Here is a 17262-nt window from a genome sequence, read left to right as displayed (position 1 = left end):
GCCGGACGACACACGACCGTAACCGCAGGACCAGGCGTGTCGCTGGTGCCGTCGCACCGCGCGTCGTAGCTTGGCGACATCGGGCAACGCGCCCGGTCGGAGCGGCCACGGTCGGTGCTCCGGGACCGCTCCAGTGGCCGCGTCGAAGGACATGACCGGGCCGAGCGCGGCCCGGGGATGGAGTGGTCGTGACCTCTCAGAACGTCTCTCGCGGAACGTCTTCCACCTCGCCGCTGCACACCGCTGCGAGCAGTCGGGCCGCGGACTCGTCCACGCCGGTCGCCCAGCGCACCTACGTGCTGGACACCTCGGTGCTGCTCAGCGATCCGCGCGCCCTGTTCCGCTTCGACGAGCACGCGGTGGTCCTGCCGGTCGTGGTCGTGAGCGAACTCGAGTCGAAGCGCAACGACCCGGAGATCGGGTACTTCGCCCGGCAGGCGCTACGGATCCTCGACGAGCTGCGCATCGAACACGAACGACTCGACTTCCCCGTCGCGGTCGGTGACGGCGGGTCCTTGCGCGTCGAGCTCAACCACTCCAACCAGTCCGTCCTGCCGTCCGGACTGCAGCTCGGTGACAACGACTCCCGGATCCTGGCCGTCGCGTCGAACCTGGCGAACGACGGGCTCGACGTCGTCGTCGTGTCGAAGGACCTGCCCCTCCGGGTGAAGGCCGCCTCGATCGGCCTCGCCGCGCAGGAGTACCGCGCGGAACTCGCCGTCGACAGCGGCTACACCGGCATCACGACCCTGCAGGTGTCCGGCGACCAGGTCGCCGACCTCTACGAGACCGAGGAGATCCGGACCCCCGACCTCGACGGCGTGCCCGTCAACACCGGCGTGGTCATCCACTCCGAACGTGGCTCAGCGCTGGGCCGTGTGCACTCCGCCGGCGCGGTGTCGCTGGTGCGCGGCGACCGCGAGGTGTTCGGCCTCCGCGGCCGCTCCGCCGAACAGCGACTGGCGATCGACGCCCTGCTCGACCCGGAGATCGGCATCGTCTCACTCGGCGGCAGCGCCGGCACCGGCAAGTCGGCGCTCGCGCTGTGCGCCGGACTCGAAGCCGTCCTGGAACGCCAGCAGCACAAGAAGATCATGGTGTTCCGCCCGCTGTACGCCGTCGGCGGGCAGGAGCTCGGGTTCCTGCCGGGCGATGCCTCCGAGAAGATGAACCCCTGGGCGCAGGCGGTGTTCGACACCCTGGGGGCACTCGTCTCCGACAACGTCCTCGAGGAGGTCGTCGAGCGCGGCATCCTCGAGGTCCTGCCCCTCACCCACATCCGCGGACGGTCCCTGCACGACGCGTTCGTCATCGTCGACGAGGCGCAGTCCCTCGAACGGAACGTCCTGCTCACCATGCTGTCCCGGATCGGACAGAACTCCCGCGTCGTGCTCACCCACGACGTCGCCCAGCGGGACAACCTGCGCGTCGGGCGGCACGACGGGGTCGCCTCGGTGATCGAGCGGCTCAAGGGGCACCCGCTGTTCGCGCACGTGACGCTGACACGCTCGGAGCGGTCCGCGATCGCGGCACTCGTGACCGAGATGCTCGACTCGCCGGACCTCGCGTAGCGGGCAGGCGGCGGCGGACCGGCCGGCGCCGCGCCGGCCGGTCCGCCGGCGCTGGCCGGACAGGCACAACGGAAACCGCTCCGAACCACGGGATGCCGTGGTTCGGAGCGGTTTCCGTTGTGCGCAGCCGCCTCGAGCCGCGGCGCAGTGGACGCGAGCAAGGACGGGCGGGAGGCGCGGTGCGGGCCCGCACCGTGCCTCCCGTCCGTCGCGGTGCGAGACGCCGCCGGGACTCGCGAGACTGCGCCGGGCTGGCGAGACGCCGTCGGGCTCGAGGGACGGCGCCGGGCTCGTGAGACGGTGCCGGGCTCGTGAGACGGCGCCGGAGGTGTGAGACGCCGGTGGAGGTGCGAGACGCCGCCGGGCTCCCGGGACGCCGCTGGACGTGCGAGACGCCGCCGAAGTCGGCGGCGTCTCGTGCACTCGGCGGCGTCCTGCGGACGGGTCAGTTCGGGTGGGTCATGCTCAGGACGTCGAGGGCGCTGTCGAGCTGCTCCTCGGAGACCTCACCGCGCTCGACGAACCCGAGGGCGACCACGGCCTCGCGGACCGTGAGGCCCTCGGTGACGGCGTACTTCGCGACCTTCGCGGCCGACTCGTAGCCGATGACCCGGTTCAGCGGCGTCACGATCGACGGCGAGGACTCCGCGAAGGCACGCGCCCGCTCGAGGTCCGCTTGCAGCCCGTCCACCGTCTTGTCGGCGAGCACCCGAGAGCTGTTCGCGAGCAGTCGGATCGACTCGAGGAGCGCCGTCCCCATCACCGGGATCGCGACGTTCAGCTCGAACGAGCCGGAGGCGCCTGCCCACGACACGGTGGCGTCGTTTCCGATCACCCGGGCGGCGACCATGAGCGTGGCCTCCGGGATGACCGGGTTCACCTTGCCGGGCATGATCGACGAGCCCGGCTGCAGGTCGGGGATGTGCAGCTCGCCGAGGCCCGTGTTCGGCCCGGAGCCCATCCAGCGCAGGTCGTTGTTGATCTTCGTCAGGCTGACCGCGATGACCTTCAACGCGCCGGAGGCCTCGACGAGGGCGTCACGGGCGCCCTGCGCCTCGAAGTGGTCGAGGGCCTCGGTGATCGGCAGGCCGGTGTCCTCGGCGAGCTGGGCGATGACCTGCTGCGGGAACCCCTTCGGCGTGTTGATGCCGGTGCCGACGGCGGTGCCGCCGAGCGGGACCTCGGCGACTCGGGGGAGCGTGGCGTTCACCCGCTCGATGCCCAGGCGGATCTGTCGCGCGTAGCCACCGAACTCCTGCCCGAGAGTCACCGGGGTGGCGTCCATCAGGTGCGTCCGGCCGGACTTCACCGCGTCCGCCCACTCGACGGCCTTGCGCTCGAGGGACTCGGCGAGGTGTTCCAGCGACGGCACGAGCGACCGGATGAGGGCATCGGTGACGGCGACGTGCACCGAGGTGGGGAAGACGTCGTTCGAGGACTGTGACGCGTTGACGTGGTCGTTCGGGTGGACCTCGGTGTCGGCGACGCGAGAGGCCAGGGTCGCCAGGACCTCGTTCATGTTCATGTTCGACGAGGTGCCGCTGCCGGTCTGGTAGACGTCGACCGGGAAGTGGTCGTGGTGCTCGCCACCGATCACCGAGTCGGCCGCGGTGGCGATGGCCTGCGCGACGGCGTCGTCGAGGATGCCGAGGCGACCGTTCACGAGCGCCGCGGCCCGCTTGATGCGGGCGAGGGCCACGATCTGCGCCGACTCGAGGCCGGTGCCCGAGATCGGGAAGTTCTCCACGGCCCGCTGCGTCTGGGCACGGTAGAGGGCCGACGCGGGGACCCGCACCTCGCCCATCGTGTCGTGCTCGATGCGGAACTCGCCGTCAGCGGGGGTGGTGGTGTCGGTCACGTCGTCGTGGTCCTTCCTCGTGGTGCTCACACCGGGTCGCGGTCGCGGCGGTGTCGGTGGCGCTCCGGCGGCTCGTCGCTGCCGGAGCGGTCACGTCATCGGGTCAGGCCTGTCCGACGACGGTGTCGATCGTGACCTCGCCCGTGGTGAGGTCGTAGGTCGCGCCGACCACGGCCAACCTACCGTCCGCGATCGCGTCGGAGACGGCGCCCGACCGGTCCAGGATCGCCTTCAGGCTGGACTCGAGGTGCGCAGACCCGACGGCCTCCTGGGCGACGTCGGGATCGGTGGCGCGGACCCGCTCGACGCTCGGGGTGATCGCGTCGACGAGGGCCTGCAGGTGCGGGGCGGGTACCGGCTCGCCGGACCGTGCGGCAGCGACGGCGCCGCACTGGGTGTGGCGGAGCACGACGACCAGCGGGGTGCCGAGCGCGACGACGGCGAACTCGATCGAGCCGAGCACGACGTCGTCCACGATCTGCCCGGCGTTGCGGATCGCGAAGACGTCGCCGATGCCGGCGTCGAAGACGTGCTCGAACGGCACGCGGGAGTCCGAGCAGCCCAGGACGGTCGCGAACGGGGCCTGGGAGCCCTGCAGCTCGGAGCGGCGCTCGGGGTCGATCCGGCCGGTGCGGCGCTTGTCGGCGGCGAAGCGGGCGTTGCCCTCGACGAGGAGTCGCAGGGCGTCGGCGGGGGTGGAGGCGGCGCGGTCGGTCATCGTGTGTCGTTCCTCGGGCTGTTCGGGTTCGCGGGGGTGTTCGGGTTCTCGGTGGTGTGCGGGGTCGCGTGCTACTGCCGGCGGAGGTGCTGCCTAGCGGGTGAGTTCCTTGCCGACCGCCGTCGCCACCGTCGTGAAGGACTTCTGGTCGGCGGTGCCGGCGAGCACCACGGTGTCCTTGCCGGAGGTGGTCACGAGGGCGTACGCGTTGTTGCCCGCGCCCTTGCCCTCGTCACGGCGGTCGTAGACGGTCCACTTCGTCCCGGCGATCGTGCGCGACCCGGTCGCGGGCTTCTGCTCGAGCTGGTCGGCGATCCAGGTGTCGTTCGCGTCGATGCCCTGGTGCATGCCGATGTACTGGTCGTCGGGCGTCAGGAGGCCGATGGTCCACACCGCGACCCCCCGCGCCGAACCGGACTGGTACTCGGCGTGGTTCGAGGTGTACGACGACGGCAGGTCCGGCACGAGGAGCTGCGCCCCGGAGACGTCGGCCTGCTGCGCGACCTGTCGGTAGTCGACCGAGCGGTCGACGGCCTGGTCGGGGCGGACCACGACGGCGACCAGGAACAGCACGATGCCGAGCGACGCGATGAGCGCCAGCACGAGGTTGAACGCCGTCTGGTGTTCACGGCGGGCTCGGCGGGCGGTGTCCTTGCGCGCCCAGGTCTCCTCCGCCGTCTCGGGGCGCCCGAGTTCGGCGACGATCGGGCGACCGGTCTCCGGGTCGCTCATCGGGCGTCTCCCGCTGCGGACTGGTCCGCGCTGCCGTTCTCGGTCGCGGAGCGGGCCGCGTCGAGTCGGGCGCGGGCGCCGACGAGCCACTCTTCACACCGCGCGGCGAGGGCTTCGCCGCGCTCCCAGAGGCCCAGGGACCGCTCGAGGGTCGCCGACCCCTGCTCGAGCTCGGAGACGACACGGACGAGTTCGTCACGCGCCGCTTCGTAGCTCAGCGAGCGGACGTCGGACTGCTCGGACTGCTGCTCGGAAGACACATGCCGATCCTACCGAGCCGCCACCGACGTGGCCGCTGCCGCCCAGCTCCGTGGAGGACACGGCGCCTGTGGAGGACGGCAGCGGTGGAGGGGCGGTGTCATGCGTCCTGGCGGAGTGGGGACGGGCCTCCCGGCTCAGGAACCCGAGCCGTCGGGACCGGGCCCGTCCGCCTCGAGCGTCCCGACCGCGGTCCCCGTGCCGAGCGTGACGTGCACCGGTGTCGCCCCGTGGAGGTCGGTCGCGCCGCGCACCACCGCCCCGGTGTCCGTCTGGACGATCGCGTACCCGCGGCGCAGGGTGTCCCGCGGGGACAGGGCGCGGAGCCGACCGGTCAGGTGGCCGACCTCGGAGTGGGAGCGCTCGATGCGCCGGTCCAGGAGTTCCCGGGCGCGCGAGAGGTCACGAGCGACCTCTTCGGCGCGGGTGTCCACGAGCCAGGCGGTGGACGCCAGTGCCGGACGCGAGCGGAGGGCCGCGATCCGGTCGGCCTCCACCGAGAGCGTGTGCGAGAGCCGCAGCCCGAGCCGGGCGCGGGCCTGCCGGACGTTGGCCAGTTCCTCGGCCACGTCCGGGACCACGCGCTTCGCCGCGTCGGTCGGGGTGGAGGCGCGGAGGTCCGCGACCTCGTCGAGGATCGGTCGGTCGGCCTCGTGCCCGATCGCGGAGACGATCGGCGTCGTCGCGGCCGCGGCGGCCCGGACCAGGCCCTCGTCGCTGAAACCGAGCAGGTTCTGGAAGTCGCCGCCGCCGCGCGCGACGATGATGACGTCGACCGTGGGGTCGGCGTCGAGCTCCTGGATGGCTGCCGTGACCTCGGCGACGGCTCGGTCGCCCTGCACCGCGGTGTGCACGGTCCGGAACTCGACCTGGGGCCACCGGAGCTGCGCGTTCCGCTTGACGTCCTTCTCGGCGTCGGAGTCCTTGCCGGTGATCAGACCGATGCGGTGCGGCAGGAACGGCAGACGCTTCTTGCGCGCGGGGTCGAAGAGCCCCTCTTCCGCCAGGGCCCGACGCAGCCGCTCGAGGCGTTCGAGCAGGTCCCCGAGCCCCACGTGCTTCATCTCGACGACCTGCATGGTCAACGAGCCGCCCTTGACCCAGTAGTTGGGCTTCACGGCGGCGACGACACGGGCGCCCTGCTTGAGGTCCGACGGCACCCGGGAGCGCACGCTCGACCAGATGGAGAACGAGACGGTGGCGTCGACCTCGACGTCCTTGAGCTTGCCGTAGACGTTGCCGCCGGCGACGTTCCACTGGGTGATCTCACCCTCGACCCAGGCGACCCCGAGTCGGTCGATCCAGTCCCGGAGCTTCGCGCCGAGCAGCGCGACGGGCCACGGGTCCTCTGCCGTGGGCGGCCCCTGTTCGATCGCCATGGCGCCCCTCTCTCGTCGTGCGGTCCATGCTGCCGGACACCGGGGACATCCCGGGCGGCGACGCTCCTCCACAGGCTCGTCGGTGCCCAGGCTGCGCGGGTCCTGCTCACCTATCATCGGGGACGTGACGATCACCAACGGCCACTCGGTCCCGCTCGCCCCGCCGCGGGTCCCCGCAGCGCGCGGTCGACTGCGCGACGTCCCGGTGAGCGGACCCAAGCGGGTCCTGCTCGCCGCACCTCGTGGGTACTGCGCCGGCGTCGACCGGGCCGTGGTCGCCGTCGAGAAGGCGCTCGAGCAGTACGGCGAGCCGGTCTACGTCCGCAAGCAGATCGTCCACAACGTCCACGTGGTGTCCACGCTGGAGCAGCGCGGAGCCGTCTTCGTCGACGACGTCGCCGAAGTTCCCCGTGGATCGCACGTCGTCTTCAGCGCGCACGGCGTCTCCCCGGCCGTCGTGGCCGGTGCCGCGGACCGCGACCTGCACGCCATCGACGCGACCTGCCCGCTCGTCACCAAGGTGCACCGCGAAGCCACCCGGTTCGCCAAGGCCGAGCGCACGATCATCCTCATCGGGCACGCCGGCCACGAAGAGGTCGAGGGCACCATGGGCCACGCACCCGACCGGACGATCCTGGTGAACGGTCCGGCCGACGTCGCTGCGCTCGACGTCCCCGACCCGGACAACCTCGTGTGGCTGTCGCAGACCACCCTGAGCGTCGACGAGACCATGGAGACGGTGCGGCTCCTGCGCGAGAAGTACCCGTCGATCGAGAACCCGCCCTCCGACGACATCTGCTACGCCACCCAGAACCGCCAGGTCGCGGTCAAGAAGGTCGCGCCGGCAGCGGACCTGGTCATCGTCGTCGGCTCCGCGAACTCGTCGAACAGCGTCCGTCTGGTCGACGTCGCCCTCGAGTACGGCGCGAAGGACGCACACCGCGTGGACTACGCCGAGGAGATCCGCCAGGAGTGGCTCGACGGCGTGCAGACCGTCGGGGTCACGAGCGGCGCCTCCGTGCCGGAGGTCCTGGTCGCAGAGGTCCTCGAACAGCTCGCCGACGCCGGCTACGGTGCGGTCGAGGAAGTCGTCACCGCGCACGAGGACCTGATGTTCTCGTTGCCCCGCGAACTCCGCACCGACGCGGACGGCAAGCCGACGCGTCCGCTCGGCGGGCGCACCCGATGAACGGCCCTGATCCGCGGACGGACGGCTGGTCCGGGGTCCCGCCGCGGACGACGACGGCGGTGGACGGCCGGGAGGCCCGGGTCGACCCCGACGCGTCCGTCGACCCCGCGGGTGGTGCCGCCGCCGGTTCCGGTGCGGCCGGTACAGCCGGTACGGCGGGTGTCTCCAGCGCGGCCGGTCGTCCGGCTCCGCAGTACGGGGAGTACGCACCCGAGGGCTGGGTCAACCCCGTCCTCGTCGAGCAGGAACGGCAGGAGCAGCGGGACCGCGATCACGCCGCCGCGTCGGCCGTGGCGTCCGCTGCCCGTTCGAACGGCACGTCGGAGCGCCCGAAGCGGACGGCGGAGCGTTCGCCGCAGGGGGAGCGACGCACGGCGACGACTCCGCGCGACGGCGCGCCGATCCGCCGACTCGGTGCATCGCCGGTCGACGTGCTCTTGACGTTCGTGCTCCTGGCGATGGGCCTGGTCAGCGTCGTGCAGTCGCTGTCGATCGGCTCGGTCGCCTCCACCGTCCGCCAGACCCTCGAGACGAACTACACGGAACTGCAGGACCCGGGCACGCTGAACGGCGCCGCGATGATCAGCGCCATCGGCATGCTCGTGGTCTTCGCCCTCGTGCTCTGGTGGTCCGTCGTCCGGCTCCGGGCCGGCAGGCGCACCTTCTGGGTGCCGCTGCTCGGCGGTGCCGTCGCGACGGTGTTCAGCTCGATCGTCTTCGTCATCGTGGTGTTCCAGGACGACGGCTTCGTCGCAGCGATGATGCGTCAGGCCTCGGGCGGCTGAACCCGGGTCTCCGGACCGGGCTTCCGGACCCGGACCTGGTGACCCGGGTCCGCCCACGTCAGGCCAGGAACGCCGCGACCGCAGCGTGCAGGTCGGCGAGGTCGTCGACGTGCACCAGTTCGCGGACCGAGTGCATCGACAGCAGGCCGACGCCGATGTCGATCGTGGGGATCCCCAGCCGGGTCGCCGCGATCGGGCCGATCGTCGATCCGCCCGGGATGGTGTTCACGTTGACGAACGGCTGGTGGTCGACACCGGCCGTTCCACACGCGGCAGCGAACACCGCCGTGCCCCTCGCCTCGGTCATGTAGCGCTGGTTCGCGCTGATCTTCAGGAGCGGACCACCACCCGGCCGCGGGCGGTTGGTGGGGTCGTGCTTCTCGGAGTGGTTCGGGTGCACCAGGTGTCCGGCGTCGCTCGAGAGCAGCCACGAGGCACGGAAGGCACGGGCGGACTCGGACCGGGTGGCACCGAGGCCCTCCTGCACGCGGGCCAGCACGTCCTCGAGGAACGGCCCACCCGCACCCGACGGCGAGGACGACCCGATCTCCTCGTGGTCGAACGCCGCGAACACCGGGATGTGGTCACCGTCACCCGGGGCCTCGAGCAGCCCGCGCAGTCCGGCGTGCACGCTCGTCAGGTTGTCCATCCGGCCCGAGGCCAGGAACGCCCGGTCGATGCCGATCCGCGACGGGGCCTGCGTGTCCGCGAAGAACAGGTCCCACGAGACGGCGGTCTCGCCGAGGCGGGAGCGCAGCCACTCCATCACGTCGGTGCCACCCGTGCCGGCGTCGGTGCCGACGATCGGCAGCGTGTGCCGCTGCTTGTCGAGTGCCGGACCGTCGTTGGCACCGCGGTCGAGGTGGATCGCGAGGTTCGGGATGCGGGCGACCCCGTCGACGGTGTCGAAGAGCGAAGTGGTGCCGTCGCGGTGGACGACCCGTCCGGCGATGCGGAGGTCACGGTCGAACCAGGTGGACAGGACCGGGCCGCCGTAGACCTCGACGTTCAGCTGCTCCCAGCCGCCGACGCGGACCGTCGGGTTCGGCTTGATCCGGAAGCCGGGGGAGTCGGTGTGTGCGCCGAGGATGCGGAAGGGCGTCGTCGCGGTCGCCCCGTCCGGGAGGCGCCAGGCGATCACGGCACCGTCGCGGACCACCACGTAGGCACCTGGTCCAGTCGGCCACGCCTGGGTCTCGTCGAGGTCGGTGAAGCCGGCGGCGACCAGACGGTCACGGGCGACCGAGGCCGCATGGAACGCGGTGGGGGACTCCGTGACGAAGTGGGCGAACTCGCTGGCGATGGCGTCGACGGTCATCCGACCATCGTGGCACGCCGTCGTGAGCCGGCATGCAGTGGGCGTCCCCGGACGCAGACGGGGGCCCGTCCGCCGGACGCGCCCCCGTGCCTCCTGGCCGGTCCGTCGTCAGCTCTGGGACTGTCCCGCCGAACCGAGGACCTTCGTCGCCTCGACGACACGAGCGGCCATCGCGGACTCGGCGACCTTGCCCCAGGCGCGCGGGTCGTACTGCTTCTTGTTGCCGACCTCGCCGTCGAGCTTGAGGACGCCTTCGTAGTTCGTGAACATCGAGCCGGCGATCGAGCGTGTGAACGCGTACTGCGTGTCCGTGTCGATGTTCATCTTGATGACGCCGTTGCGGACGGCCTCGTGGATCTCGTCGTCGGTCGACCCGGACCCGCCGTGGAAGACGAGGTCGAGCGGGTTCTGGCCGGTGCCGTGCTTCTGGGCGATGGCGTCCTGGATCTCGCCGAGGAGCTCGGGGCGGAGCTTGACGTTGCCCGGCTTGTAGACGCCGTGCACGTTGCCGAACGTCAGCGCGGCGATCCAGCGGCCCTGGTCACCCATGCCGAGCGCCTCGACGACACGCTCGACGTCGTTCGCGGTCGTGTACAGGGCGTCGTTCGTGCCCTCGTGCTGCACGCCGTCCTCTTCGCCGCCGACGACGCCGATCTCGACCTCGAGGATCGCGTTGATGTTGCGCGTCTTCTCGATCATCGTCTTGGCGATGTCGATGTTCTCGTCGAGCGGCACGGCCGAACCGTCCCACATGTGCGACTGGAAGATGGGGTTTCGACCCTGGCGGACCTCTTCCTCGCTCGCGGCGATGAGCGGCAGGACGAAGCCGTCGAGGGCGTCCTTCGGGCAGTGGTCCGTGTGCAGCGCGACGGTGATGGGGTAGTTCTTCGCCACCTCGTGCGCGAAGGCCGCCATCGCGAGCGCACCGGCGGCACGGTTCTTGACGGTCTGGCCGGCGAAGTAGTCCGCCCCGCCGGTGGTCACCTGGATGATGCCGTCGGAGCCCGCCTCGGTCAGTCCCTGGAGGACCGCGTTGATGGTCTGCGAGGACGACACGTTGACCGCGGGGTAGGCGAACTTCCCGGCCTTCGCGCGGTCGATCATCTCGGCGTACTGTTCCGGCGTTGCGATGGGCACTGGGATCTCCTTCGACTTCTTCGGTGATGTCCCGGTCGATGCTAGTCAGGGCCGGTTGGTGCGTGGTGGGTGTGACGGGTGCCTGTGGACGGATCGCGCTCTGCACATCCGTCCGCAGGGGAGGCCGGACGGTCGGCGCTCGGTACGCTGGGGGGTGTGACTCCCACGACTGAGACCGGCTCCCTGTTCCTCCAGCCCGACCGCAACCTCGCGCTCGAGCTCGTGCGTGCGACGGAGGCCGCCGCGATCCGTGCGCAGCCGTGGGTCGGTCGGGGTGAGAAGAACCTCGCCGACGGTGCCGCGGTGGACGCGATGCGGAAGTTCCTCGGCACAGTGAACTTCGACGGCGTGGTCGTCATCGGAGAGGGCGAGAAGGACAACGCCCCGATGCTCTACAACGGCGAGCACGTCGGCAACGGCCACGGTCCCGCGTGCGACATCGCCGTCGACCCGATCGACGGCACCTCGCTCACCGCCGCTGGCCGCCAGAACGCCATCTCCGTGATGGCCGTCTCGGACCGCGGTTCGATGTACGACCCGTCGGCCGTGTTCTACATGGACAAGATCGCCGCAGGTCCCGAGGGCCGCGGGGTCCTGGACCTCGACAAGCCGATCGGCGACAACATCCGGGCGCTGGCAGAGGCGAAGGGCAAGGACCTCGAGGACATGGTCGTGGCCGTGCTCGACCGTCCGCGCCACGACGAACTCATCCGCGCCATCCGTGCCACGGGCGCCGGGACGCGACTGCTCCTCGATGGTGACGTCGCCGGCGGCATCGCGGCGGCGCTCCCCGGCTCGGCGATCGACATGTGCGTCGGCGTCGGCGGCACGCCGGAGGGCATCATCACGGCCTGCGCGATCAAGGCGCTCGGCGGGGTCCTGCTCGGCAAGCTCCAGCCGAAGGACGACGAGGAGCGCCAGAAGGCGATCGACGCCGGCCACGACCTGGACAAGGTCCTCGACCAGGACGACCTGGTGACCGGGGACAACACCTTCTTCGTCGCGACCGGTGTCACCGACGGCGTGCTCGTCGACGGTGTGCGTCGGTCCCGCGGGGTCATCCACACCGACTCGCTCGTGCTGCGGTCCCGCTCGAACACCATCCGTCGTATCCAGGCCGACCACCGCGCCGAGAAGTGGTTCTGATCCGCTGAGTCGACGGCGCCCCGGCCCCGCCACCGGCTGCCGCTGCGGCCCGCGGTGCCGATCAGCTGCGCACAACAGGAACCCGCTCGCGCCACGGCATCCCGTGGTTCGAGCGGGTTCCTGTTGTGCTGGGGCCGGCCGGCATCGGGCAACGGCACTGGGCAACGGCACCCGGCGCGGGCGTCGCGCCGCCGCGCTCAGTCCTCCGTCGCGCTGACGAGCTCCGGCGCCGTCAGCAACCGCGGCTCATCCTCGATGCTCGTCGGGTCCGCGATCACCTTGGACTCGTCGAGCAGTGACAGCCGTCGGGCGCTCGGCAGCACCTGCCGCTCGAGCGAGCCCACGAAGCGGTTGTAGTCGACGACGCTGCCCCGGATGGACCGGCCGAGCTTGTCGACGTGGGTGGCCATCGTCGCCAGTCGCCCGTGCAGTTCGCGGGAGATCGTGAAGAGCTCTCGGGCTTCCTGCGTGACGACGTCCTGCTGCCACGAGAACGCCACGGTCTTCAGCACCGACCACAGCGTCACTGGGGACGCCAGCGCCACGCGCTTCCGGAAGGCGTGGTCGAGCAGTCCGGGGTCGGCGGCGAGTGCACTGGCGATGAGCGACTCGGACGGGATGAACGCCACGGTCAGCTCGGGTGAGGCGTCGTAACCGGACCAGTACTCCCGAGCGGCGAGGGCGTCGACGTGGCCCCGGAGCGCCTTGACGTGCTGCGCCATCAGCTGGTCACGACGTGCGGCCTCGGCACCGGTGGCGCTGGCCGGGATCTCGGACGCCTGCAGGTACGCGGCGAAGGGCACCTTGGCGTCGACGGCGATCGACTTGCCGCCGGGGAGGTGCACGATCATGTCCGGTCGGGCAGCGCCGGCGGAGGTGGTCACGGCGGACTGCACGTCGAAGTCGACGCGTTCGAGCAGACCGGCCGCCTCGACCACGTTGCGGAGCTGCGTCTCGCCCCACACCCCACGGGTGCTGTTCGACGACAGGGCGCCGGCGAGGGTCTCGGCGGTCGCTCGGAGCCGTTCCTCGGACTCGGCGGCAGACCGGAGCTGGGCCGAGATCGCGCCGTACTGCTCGCTGCGGGAGCGTTCGAGTTCGGCGATCTTCTCGCGCATCACCTGCAGGGTGTCGGCGACCGGGCTCAGCGCCGTGAGCACCTTCGACTCGTCCTGCGCCCGAGCGGACTCCGCGCCGTGCAACCGCTGTACGAGGTGCTCCAGTTCGGCGGCTCGGCGCTCGAGGGATTCGACCTGCCGTCGGTACTGCGTGTCCTGCGCGTCGAGCCGGTCGTCGGCGTCGTTCCGCGATTCCTCGAGCTGGGACCGCAGCGCCTCGGCGGTGGCGCGGGCTACCGCCGCGTCGACGCCGGCACGGGACTTGGCGAGCGTCCACGCGACGAGGGCACCGACGACGGCGCCGAGCACGAGGCCGATGACCAGGGCGAGGATCTGCATGACGCGACCCTGGCAGGACCCACCGACACCGGGCCTCCCGTCCGGCGCGGCGGCGACGTGGATCGCAACCCATGTCATGACATTAGGCCAAGGGTCGTGTACAGTCGTGCTCGTCCGACGATGAAGCCGCACGGAAGGTCCTGCTGTCGCATGACGATCGAAGCACCGCACGCCTACGACGTGATCACGATGGGACGCGTCAGCGTCGACATCTACCCGCAGCAGACCGGCCCCCTCGAAGACGTCGAGACGTTCTCGAAGTCAGTGGGTGGCAGCGCCACGAACGTCGCGATCGCGGCGGCCCGGCACGGCGCGGACACCGCCGTCATCACCCGCACCGGTGACGACCCGTTCGGCCGGTACATCGCCCGCACGCTGCCCGAGTTCGGCGTCGCCAACGACTTCGTCGCCACGGTCGACGGCCTGAACACACCGGTCGCGTTCTGCGAGGTGTTCCCGCCGGACGACTTCCCGCTCTACTTCTACCGTGCGCCCAAGGCGCCGGACCTGATGATCACCGCGAAGAGCCTGCCGCTGCACGAGATCGAGCGGGCGCGGGTGTTCTGGACGACCGTCACCGGACTCAGCGAAGAACCGAGCCGGACCGCGCACCACGTCGCGTACGCGGCACGGAGCGCGTCCGAGCACACCACGAAGGTGCACACCGTCCTGGACCTCGACTACCGGTCGATGTTCTGGTTGACCCCGGCCGCCGCCACGCGGGAGGTCTCCGTCGCCCTCGAGCACGCCACCGTCGCGGTCGGCAACCGCGAGGAGTGCGAGGTCGCCGTCGGTGAGACCGACCCGGTGCGCGCGGCCGACGCCCTGCTGGAGCGCGGGGTCGAGATCGCGATCGTCAAGCAGGGGCCGAAGGGCGTCCTGGCGAAGACCCGTGACGAGTTCGTCGAGGTCCGTCCGCACCACGTCGACGTCGTCAACGGGCTCGGCTCGGGCGACGGTTTCGGGGGCGCGCTCACCCACGGGCTGCTGCAGGGCTGGGGGCTCGAACGGATCCTGTCGTTCGCGAACGCGGCCGGTGCGATCGTCGCGACCCGGTTCGAGTGCTCGACGGCGATGCCGACGAGCGACGAGATCGACGCCTTCCTGCGGAGCAACCCGACGCAGGGCACGGCGACCGAGGGAAGCAACACCGAGGGAACCAGCACCGAGGAGGCTCTCCGTGCCTGAGCTGACCACTTCCGACTTCGACCGCCTGCGTGACACGCGCGCCGGTCACCCCGAGCGGATCGCCTCGGTGCTCGCGTCGCGACGGAGGCGCCCCCTCCTGGGCGAGGACGGCAAGCTCTTCATCGTGGCAGCGGACCACCCCGCCCGTGGCGCGCTCGCGGTGCGGGACGACCCGGCCGCGATGGCGGACCGCTACGACCTGCTCGAACGCCTCGTCGTGGCCCTCGGCCGCCCCGGCGTCGACGGGGTGCTCGGGACCCCCGACATCCTGGAGGACCTGGCGCTCCTCGGGGCACTCGACGACAAGGTGGTCGTCGGGTCGATGAACCGCGGAGGACTCCGGGGAGCGACCTTCGAGATGGACGACCGCTACACGGCGTACTCGGCAGCATCGATCGCGGACTCCGGGTTCGACTTCGCGAAGCTGCTCATCCGCGTGGCCCTGTCGGACGCCGGCACCGCCCCGACGTTGGAGGCCACCGCGAAGGCCGTGACGGAGTCGGCCGCACGCCGCCTGCCGATCATGCTGGAGCCGTTCATGTCCGACCGTCGTGACGGCGCCGTCGTGAACGACCTGTCGGCGGAGGCGGTGATCACCTCGATGGCGATCGCCGCGGGCCTCGGCGAGTCGAGCGCCTACAGCTGGCTGAAGATCCCGGTCGTCGACGACATGGAGCGGGTGATGGCCGCGACGACGCTGCCGACGCTCCTGCTCGGCGGTGACCCGTCGGCCCGTCCGCTCGAGACCTACGCGAAGTGGGCCGATGCCCTCGCGCTGCCGGGCGTCCGCGGCCTGGTCGTCGGCAGGACGCTCCTCTACCCGTCGGACGGCGACGTGGCGGGAGCGGTCGACGTGGCCGCAGGGCTCGTCCACAGCGGGACCCAGCACACGGATCTCTCCACAGATCCCCATGACTCCTCTGCGGGGCCCGTCGGTTCCGCGAGCATCAACGAGCCCGTCTCGGAAGGAAGCAACGCATGACCACCACGGGATCCACCACGACCGTGTCCGACTCCACCAGCACCGACAGCCCGGTCGTCGGGCACTGGATCGACGGCGCGCACGTCGCGTCCACGTCCGGACGCACCGCGCCGGTCTACGACCCCGCCCTCGGAGTCGTGACGAAGCAGGTCGCCCTCGCAGACGAGCAGGAGATCCAGACGGCGATCGCCAGCGCGAAGGCCGCCTTCCCCGCTTGGAGTGAGCTGTCGCTGACGAAGCGCCAGCAGATCATGTTCTCGTTCCGCGAGATCCTGAACCGCGACAAGGCCGAGCTCGCCGAGATCATCACGAGCGAGCACGGCAAGGTCGTGTCCGACGCGCTGGGCGAGATCGCCCGCGGGCAAGAGGTCGTCGAGCTGGCGACGAGCATCCCGCAGCTGCTCAAGGGCGAGTTCTCCGACCAGGTGTCGACCGGCATCGACGTGTACTCGATCCGACAGCCACTCGGTGTCGTGGGGATCATCAGCCCGTTCAACTTCCCGGCGATGGTGCCGCTCTGGTTCCTGCCGATCGCCATCGCCGCCGGCAACACCGTCGTGCTGAAGCCGAGCGAGAAGGACCCGTCCGCGGCCATCTGGCTGGCGTCGAAGTTCACCGAGGCCGGACTGCCGCCCGGGGTGTTCACGGTCCTGAACGGTGACAAGGTCGCGGTCGACGGACTCCTGACCAGTCCCGACGTCGAGTCGATCTCCTTCGTCGGTTCGACCCCGATCGCGCAGTACGTCTACGAGACCGGGACGAAGCACGGCAAGCGCGTGCAGGCCCTCGGCGGCGCGAAGAACCACATGCTGGTGCTGCCGGACGCCGACCTCGACCTGGTCGCGGACAACGCCATCAACGCGGGCTTCGGTTCAGCGGGGGAGCGCTGCATGGCGATCTCCGTCGTCGTCGCGGTGGAGCCCGTCGCCGACGAGCTCGTCGCGAAGATCGCCGAGCGCGCCGCCACGCTGCGCATCGGTGACGGCCGCCGCGGCTGCGACATGGGACCACTCGTCACCGAGCAGCACCGGGACAAGGTCGCCTCGTACATCGAGGTCGCAGAGCAGGACGGTGCGGTCATCGTGGTGGACGGCCGCACCGTCCGTCCGGACGGCGACGAGAACGGCTTCTGGCTCGGCCCGACCCTCATCGACGAGGTGCCGACCTCGAGCCGCGTCTACACCGAGGAGATCTTCGGTCCGGTGCTCGCCGTCGTCCGGGTCGCCACCTACGAAGAGGGCCTGGAGCTCATCAACTCGGGCGCCTTCGGCAACGGCACCGCGATCTTCACGAACGACGGCGGCGCCGCCCGGCGCTTCCAGCGGGACGTGCAGGTGGGCATGATCGGCATCAACGTGCCGATCCCGGTGCCGGTGGCCTACTACTCGTTCGGCGGGTGGAAGAACTCGCTGTTCGGCGACCACAAGGCCTACGGCGCGGACGGCGTCAGCTTCTTCACGCGGCAGAAGGCGATCACCTCCCGGTGGCTCGACCCCTCGCACGGCGGCATCAACCTCGGCTTCCCCTCGAACGGCTGATCCGAC

At 70.9% G+C, this 17262-nt stretch carries 15 protein-coding genes; 7 read left to right on the top strand and 8 right to left on the bottom strand.

Annotation, left to right across the window (positions count from 1 at the left end; genetic code table 11):
• Nucleotides 1–233: 233 nt before the first annotated feature.
• A complete protein-coding gene (locus DEI89_RS07105) occupies nt 234–1571 on the top strand; it encodes a PhoH family protein (protein ID WP_258368814.1) in 1338 nt (445 codons plus the stop codon).
• A gap of 445 nt (nt 1572–2016) precedes the next feature.
• Here DEI89_RS07105 and DEI89_RS07100 read toward each other — a convergent pair whose 3' ends face one another.
• From DEI89_RS07100 to xseA, 5 genes are all read right to left on the bottom strand, one after another.
• Nucleotides 2017–3429, bottom strand: coding sequence for an aspartate ammonia-lyase (locus DEI89_RS07100; protein WP_110903395.1), 1413 nt, complete (start codon nt 3427–3429; stop codon nt 2017–2019).
• A gap of 103 nt (nt 3430–3532) precedes the next feature.
• A complete protein-coding gene (locus DEI89_RS07095; RefSeq protein ID WP_110903339.1) occupies nt 3533–4147 on the bottom strand; it encodes a carbonic anhydrase in 615 nt (204 codons plus the stop codon).
• Nucleotides 4148–4240: 93 nt separating this feature from the next.
• Nucleotides 4241–4879 carry a DUF4245 domain-containing protein gene (locus tag DEI89_RS07090; RefSeq protein WP_110903338.1) on the bottom strand — a complete coding sequence of 213 codons (639 nt, stop codon included), beginning with the start codon at nt 4877–4879 and terminating at the stop codon, nt 4241–4243.
• Nucleotides 4876–5139 (bottom strand): exodeoxyribonuclease VII small subunit, encoded by a 264-nt coding sequence (locus DEI89_RS07085; RefSeq protein WP_110903337.1) that lies wholly within the window; start codon nt 5137–5139, stop codon nt 4876–4878. The genes DEI89_RS07090 and DEI89_RS07085 overlap by 4 nt, the downstream gene beginning before the upstream one ends.
• A gap of 135 nt (nt 5140–5274) precedes the next feature.
• The gene (xseA, locus tag DEI89_RS07080; protein WP_110903336.1) at nt 5275–6516 is read right to left on the bottom strand and encodes an exodeoxyribonuclease VII large subunit; all 1242 of its coding nucleotides are present in this window, start codon (nt 6514–6516) and stop codon (nt 5275–5277) included.
• Between the two features lie 124 nt (nt 6517–6640).
• On the opposite strand from xseA, the gene DEI89_RS07075 reads away from it, so the two are divergent.
• Both DEI89_RS07075 and DEI89_RS07070 read left to right on the top strand, forming a co-directional pair.
• Entirely contained in the window at nt 6641–7705 is a 1065-nt protein-coding gene (locus tag DEI89_RS07075; protein ID WP_110903335.1) for a 4-hydroxy-3-methylbut-2-enyl diphosphate reductase, read from the top strand.
• Nucleotides 7702–8490, top strand: a complete 789-nt coding sequence (locus DEI89_RS07070; RefSeq protein WP_181421536.1) for a DUF6264 family protein — start codon at nt 7702–7704, stop codon at nt 8488–8490. The genes DEI89_RS07075 and DEI89_RS07070 overlap by 4 nt, the downstream gene beginning before the upstream one ends.
• 58 nt (nt 8491–8548) lie before the next feature.
• On the opposite strand, the gene DEI89_RS07065 is transcribed toward DEI89_RS07070, so the two are convergent.
• Both DEI89_RS07065 and fbaA read right to left on the bottom strand, forming a co-directional pair.
• Nucleotides 8549–9808 carry a M18 family aminopeptidase gene (locus tag DEI89_RS07065; RefSeq protein WP_110903333.1) on the bottom strand — a complete coding sequence of 420 codons (1260 nt, stop codon included), beginning with the start codon at nt 9806–9808 and terminating at the stop codon, nt 8549–8551.
• A gap of 108 nt (nt 9809–9916) precedes the next feature.
• Complete coding sequence (gene fbaA, locus DEI89_RS07060) at nt 9917–10945, bottom strand: class II fructose-bisphosphate aldolase (protein WP_110903332.1); 1029 nt, start codon at nt 10943–10945, stop codon at nt 9917–9919.
• A gap of 156 nt (nt 10946–11101) precedes the next feature.
• Between fbaA and glpX the strand changes: the two genes are divergently transcribed.
• Nucleotides 11102–12091 (top strand): class II fructose-bisphosphatase, encoded by a 990-nt coding sequence (gene glpX / locus DEI89_RS07055; RefSeq protein ID WP_110903331.1) that lies wholly within the window; start codon nt 11102–11104, stop codon nt 12089–12091.
• Between the two features lie 197 nt (nt 12092–12288).
• On the opposite strand, the gene rmuC is transcribed toward glpX, so the two are convergent.
• Nucleotides 12289–13626 (bottom strand): DNA recombination protein RmuC, encoded by a 1338-nt coding sequence (rmuC, locus tag DEI89_RS07050; protein ID WP_258368812.1) that lies wholly within the window; start codon nt 13624–13626, stop codon nt 12289–12291.
• A gap of 72 nt (nt 13627–13698) precedes the next feature.
• Between rmuC and iolC the strand changes: the two genes are divergently transcribed.
• From iolC to DEI89_RS07035, 3 genes are read left to right on the top strand one after another with little or no spacing between them, the layout of a single operon-like run.
• The gene (gene iolC / locus DEI89_RS07045) at nt 13699–14736 is read left to right on the top strand and encodes a 5-dehydro-2-deoxygluconokinase (protein WP_110903330.1); all 1038 of its coding nucleotides are present in this window, start codon (nt 13699–13701) and stop codon (nt 14734–14736) included.
• Nucleotides 14729–15718: a class I fructose-bisphosphate aldolase gene (locus DEI89_RS07040; protein ID WP_110903329.1), complete on the top strand. Its 990-nt coding sequence runs from the start codon at nt 14729–14731 to the stop codon at nt 15716–15718. Before iolC ends, DEI89_RS07040 begins: the two co-directional genes overlap by 8 nt.
• Entirely contained in the window at nt 15715–17256 is a 1542-nt protein-coding gene (locus DEI89_RS07035) for a CoA-acylating methylmalonate-semialdehyde dehydrogenase (protein ID WP_110903328.1), read from the top strand. The genes DEI89_RS07040 and DEI89_RS07035 overlap by 4 nt, the downstream gene beginning before the upstream one ends.
• The last annotated feature ends 6 nt before the right edge of the window (nt 17257–17262 follow it).

It is taken from the genome of Curtobacterium sp. MCBD17_030, assembly GCF_003224255.1.
In the GTDB taxonomy this organism is placed as follows: domain Bacteria; phylum Actinomycetota; class Actinomycetes; order Actinomycetales; family Microbacteriaceae; genus Curtobacterium.
Note: the sequence above shows the minus strand (reverse complement) of the source record. Positions and strands in the feature narration are given on the sequence as shown.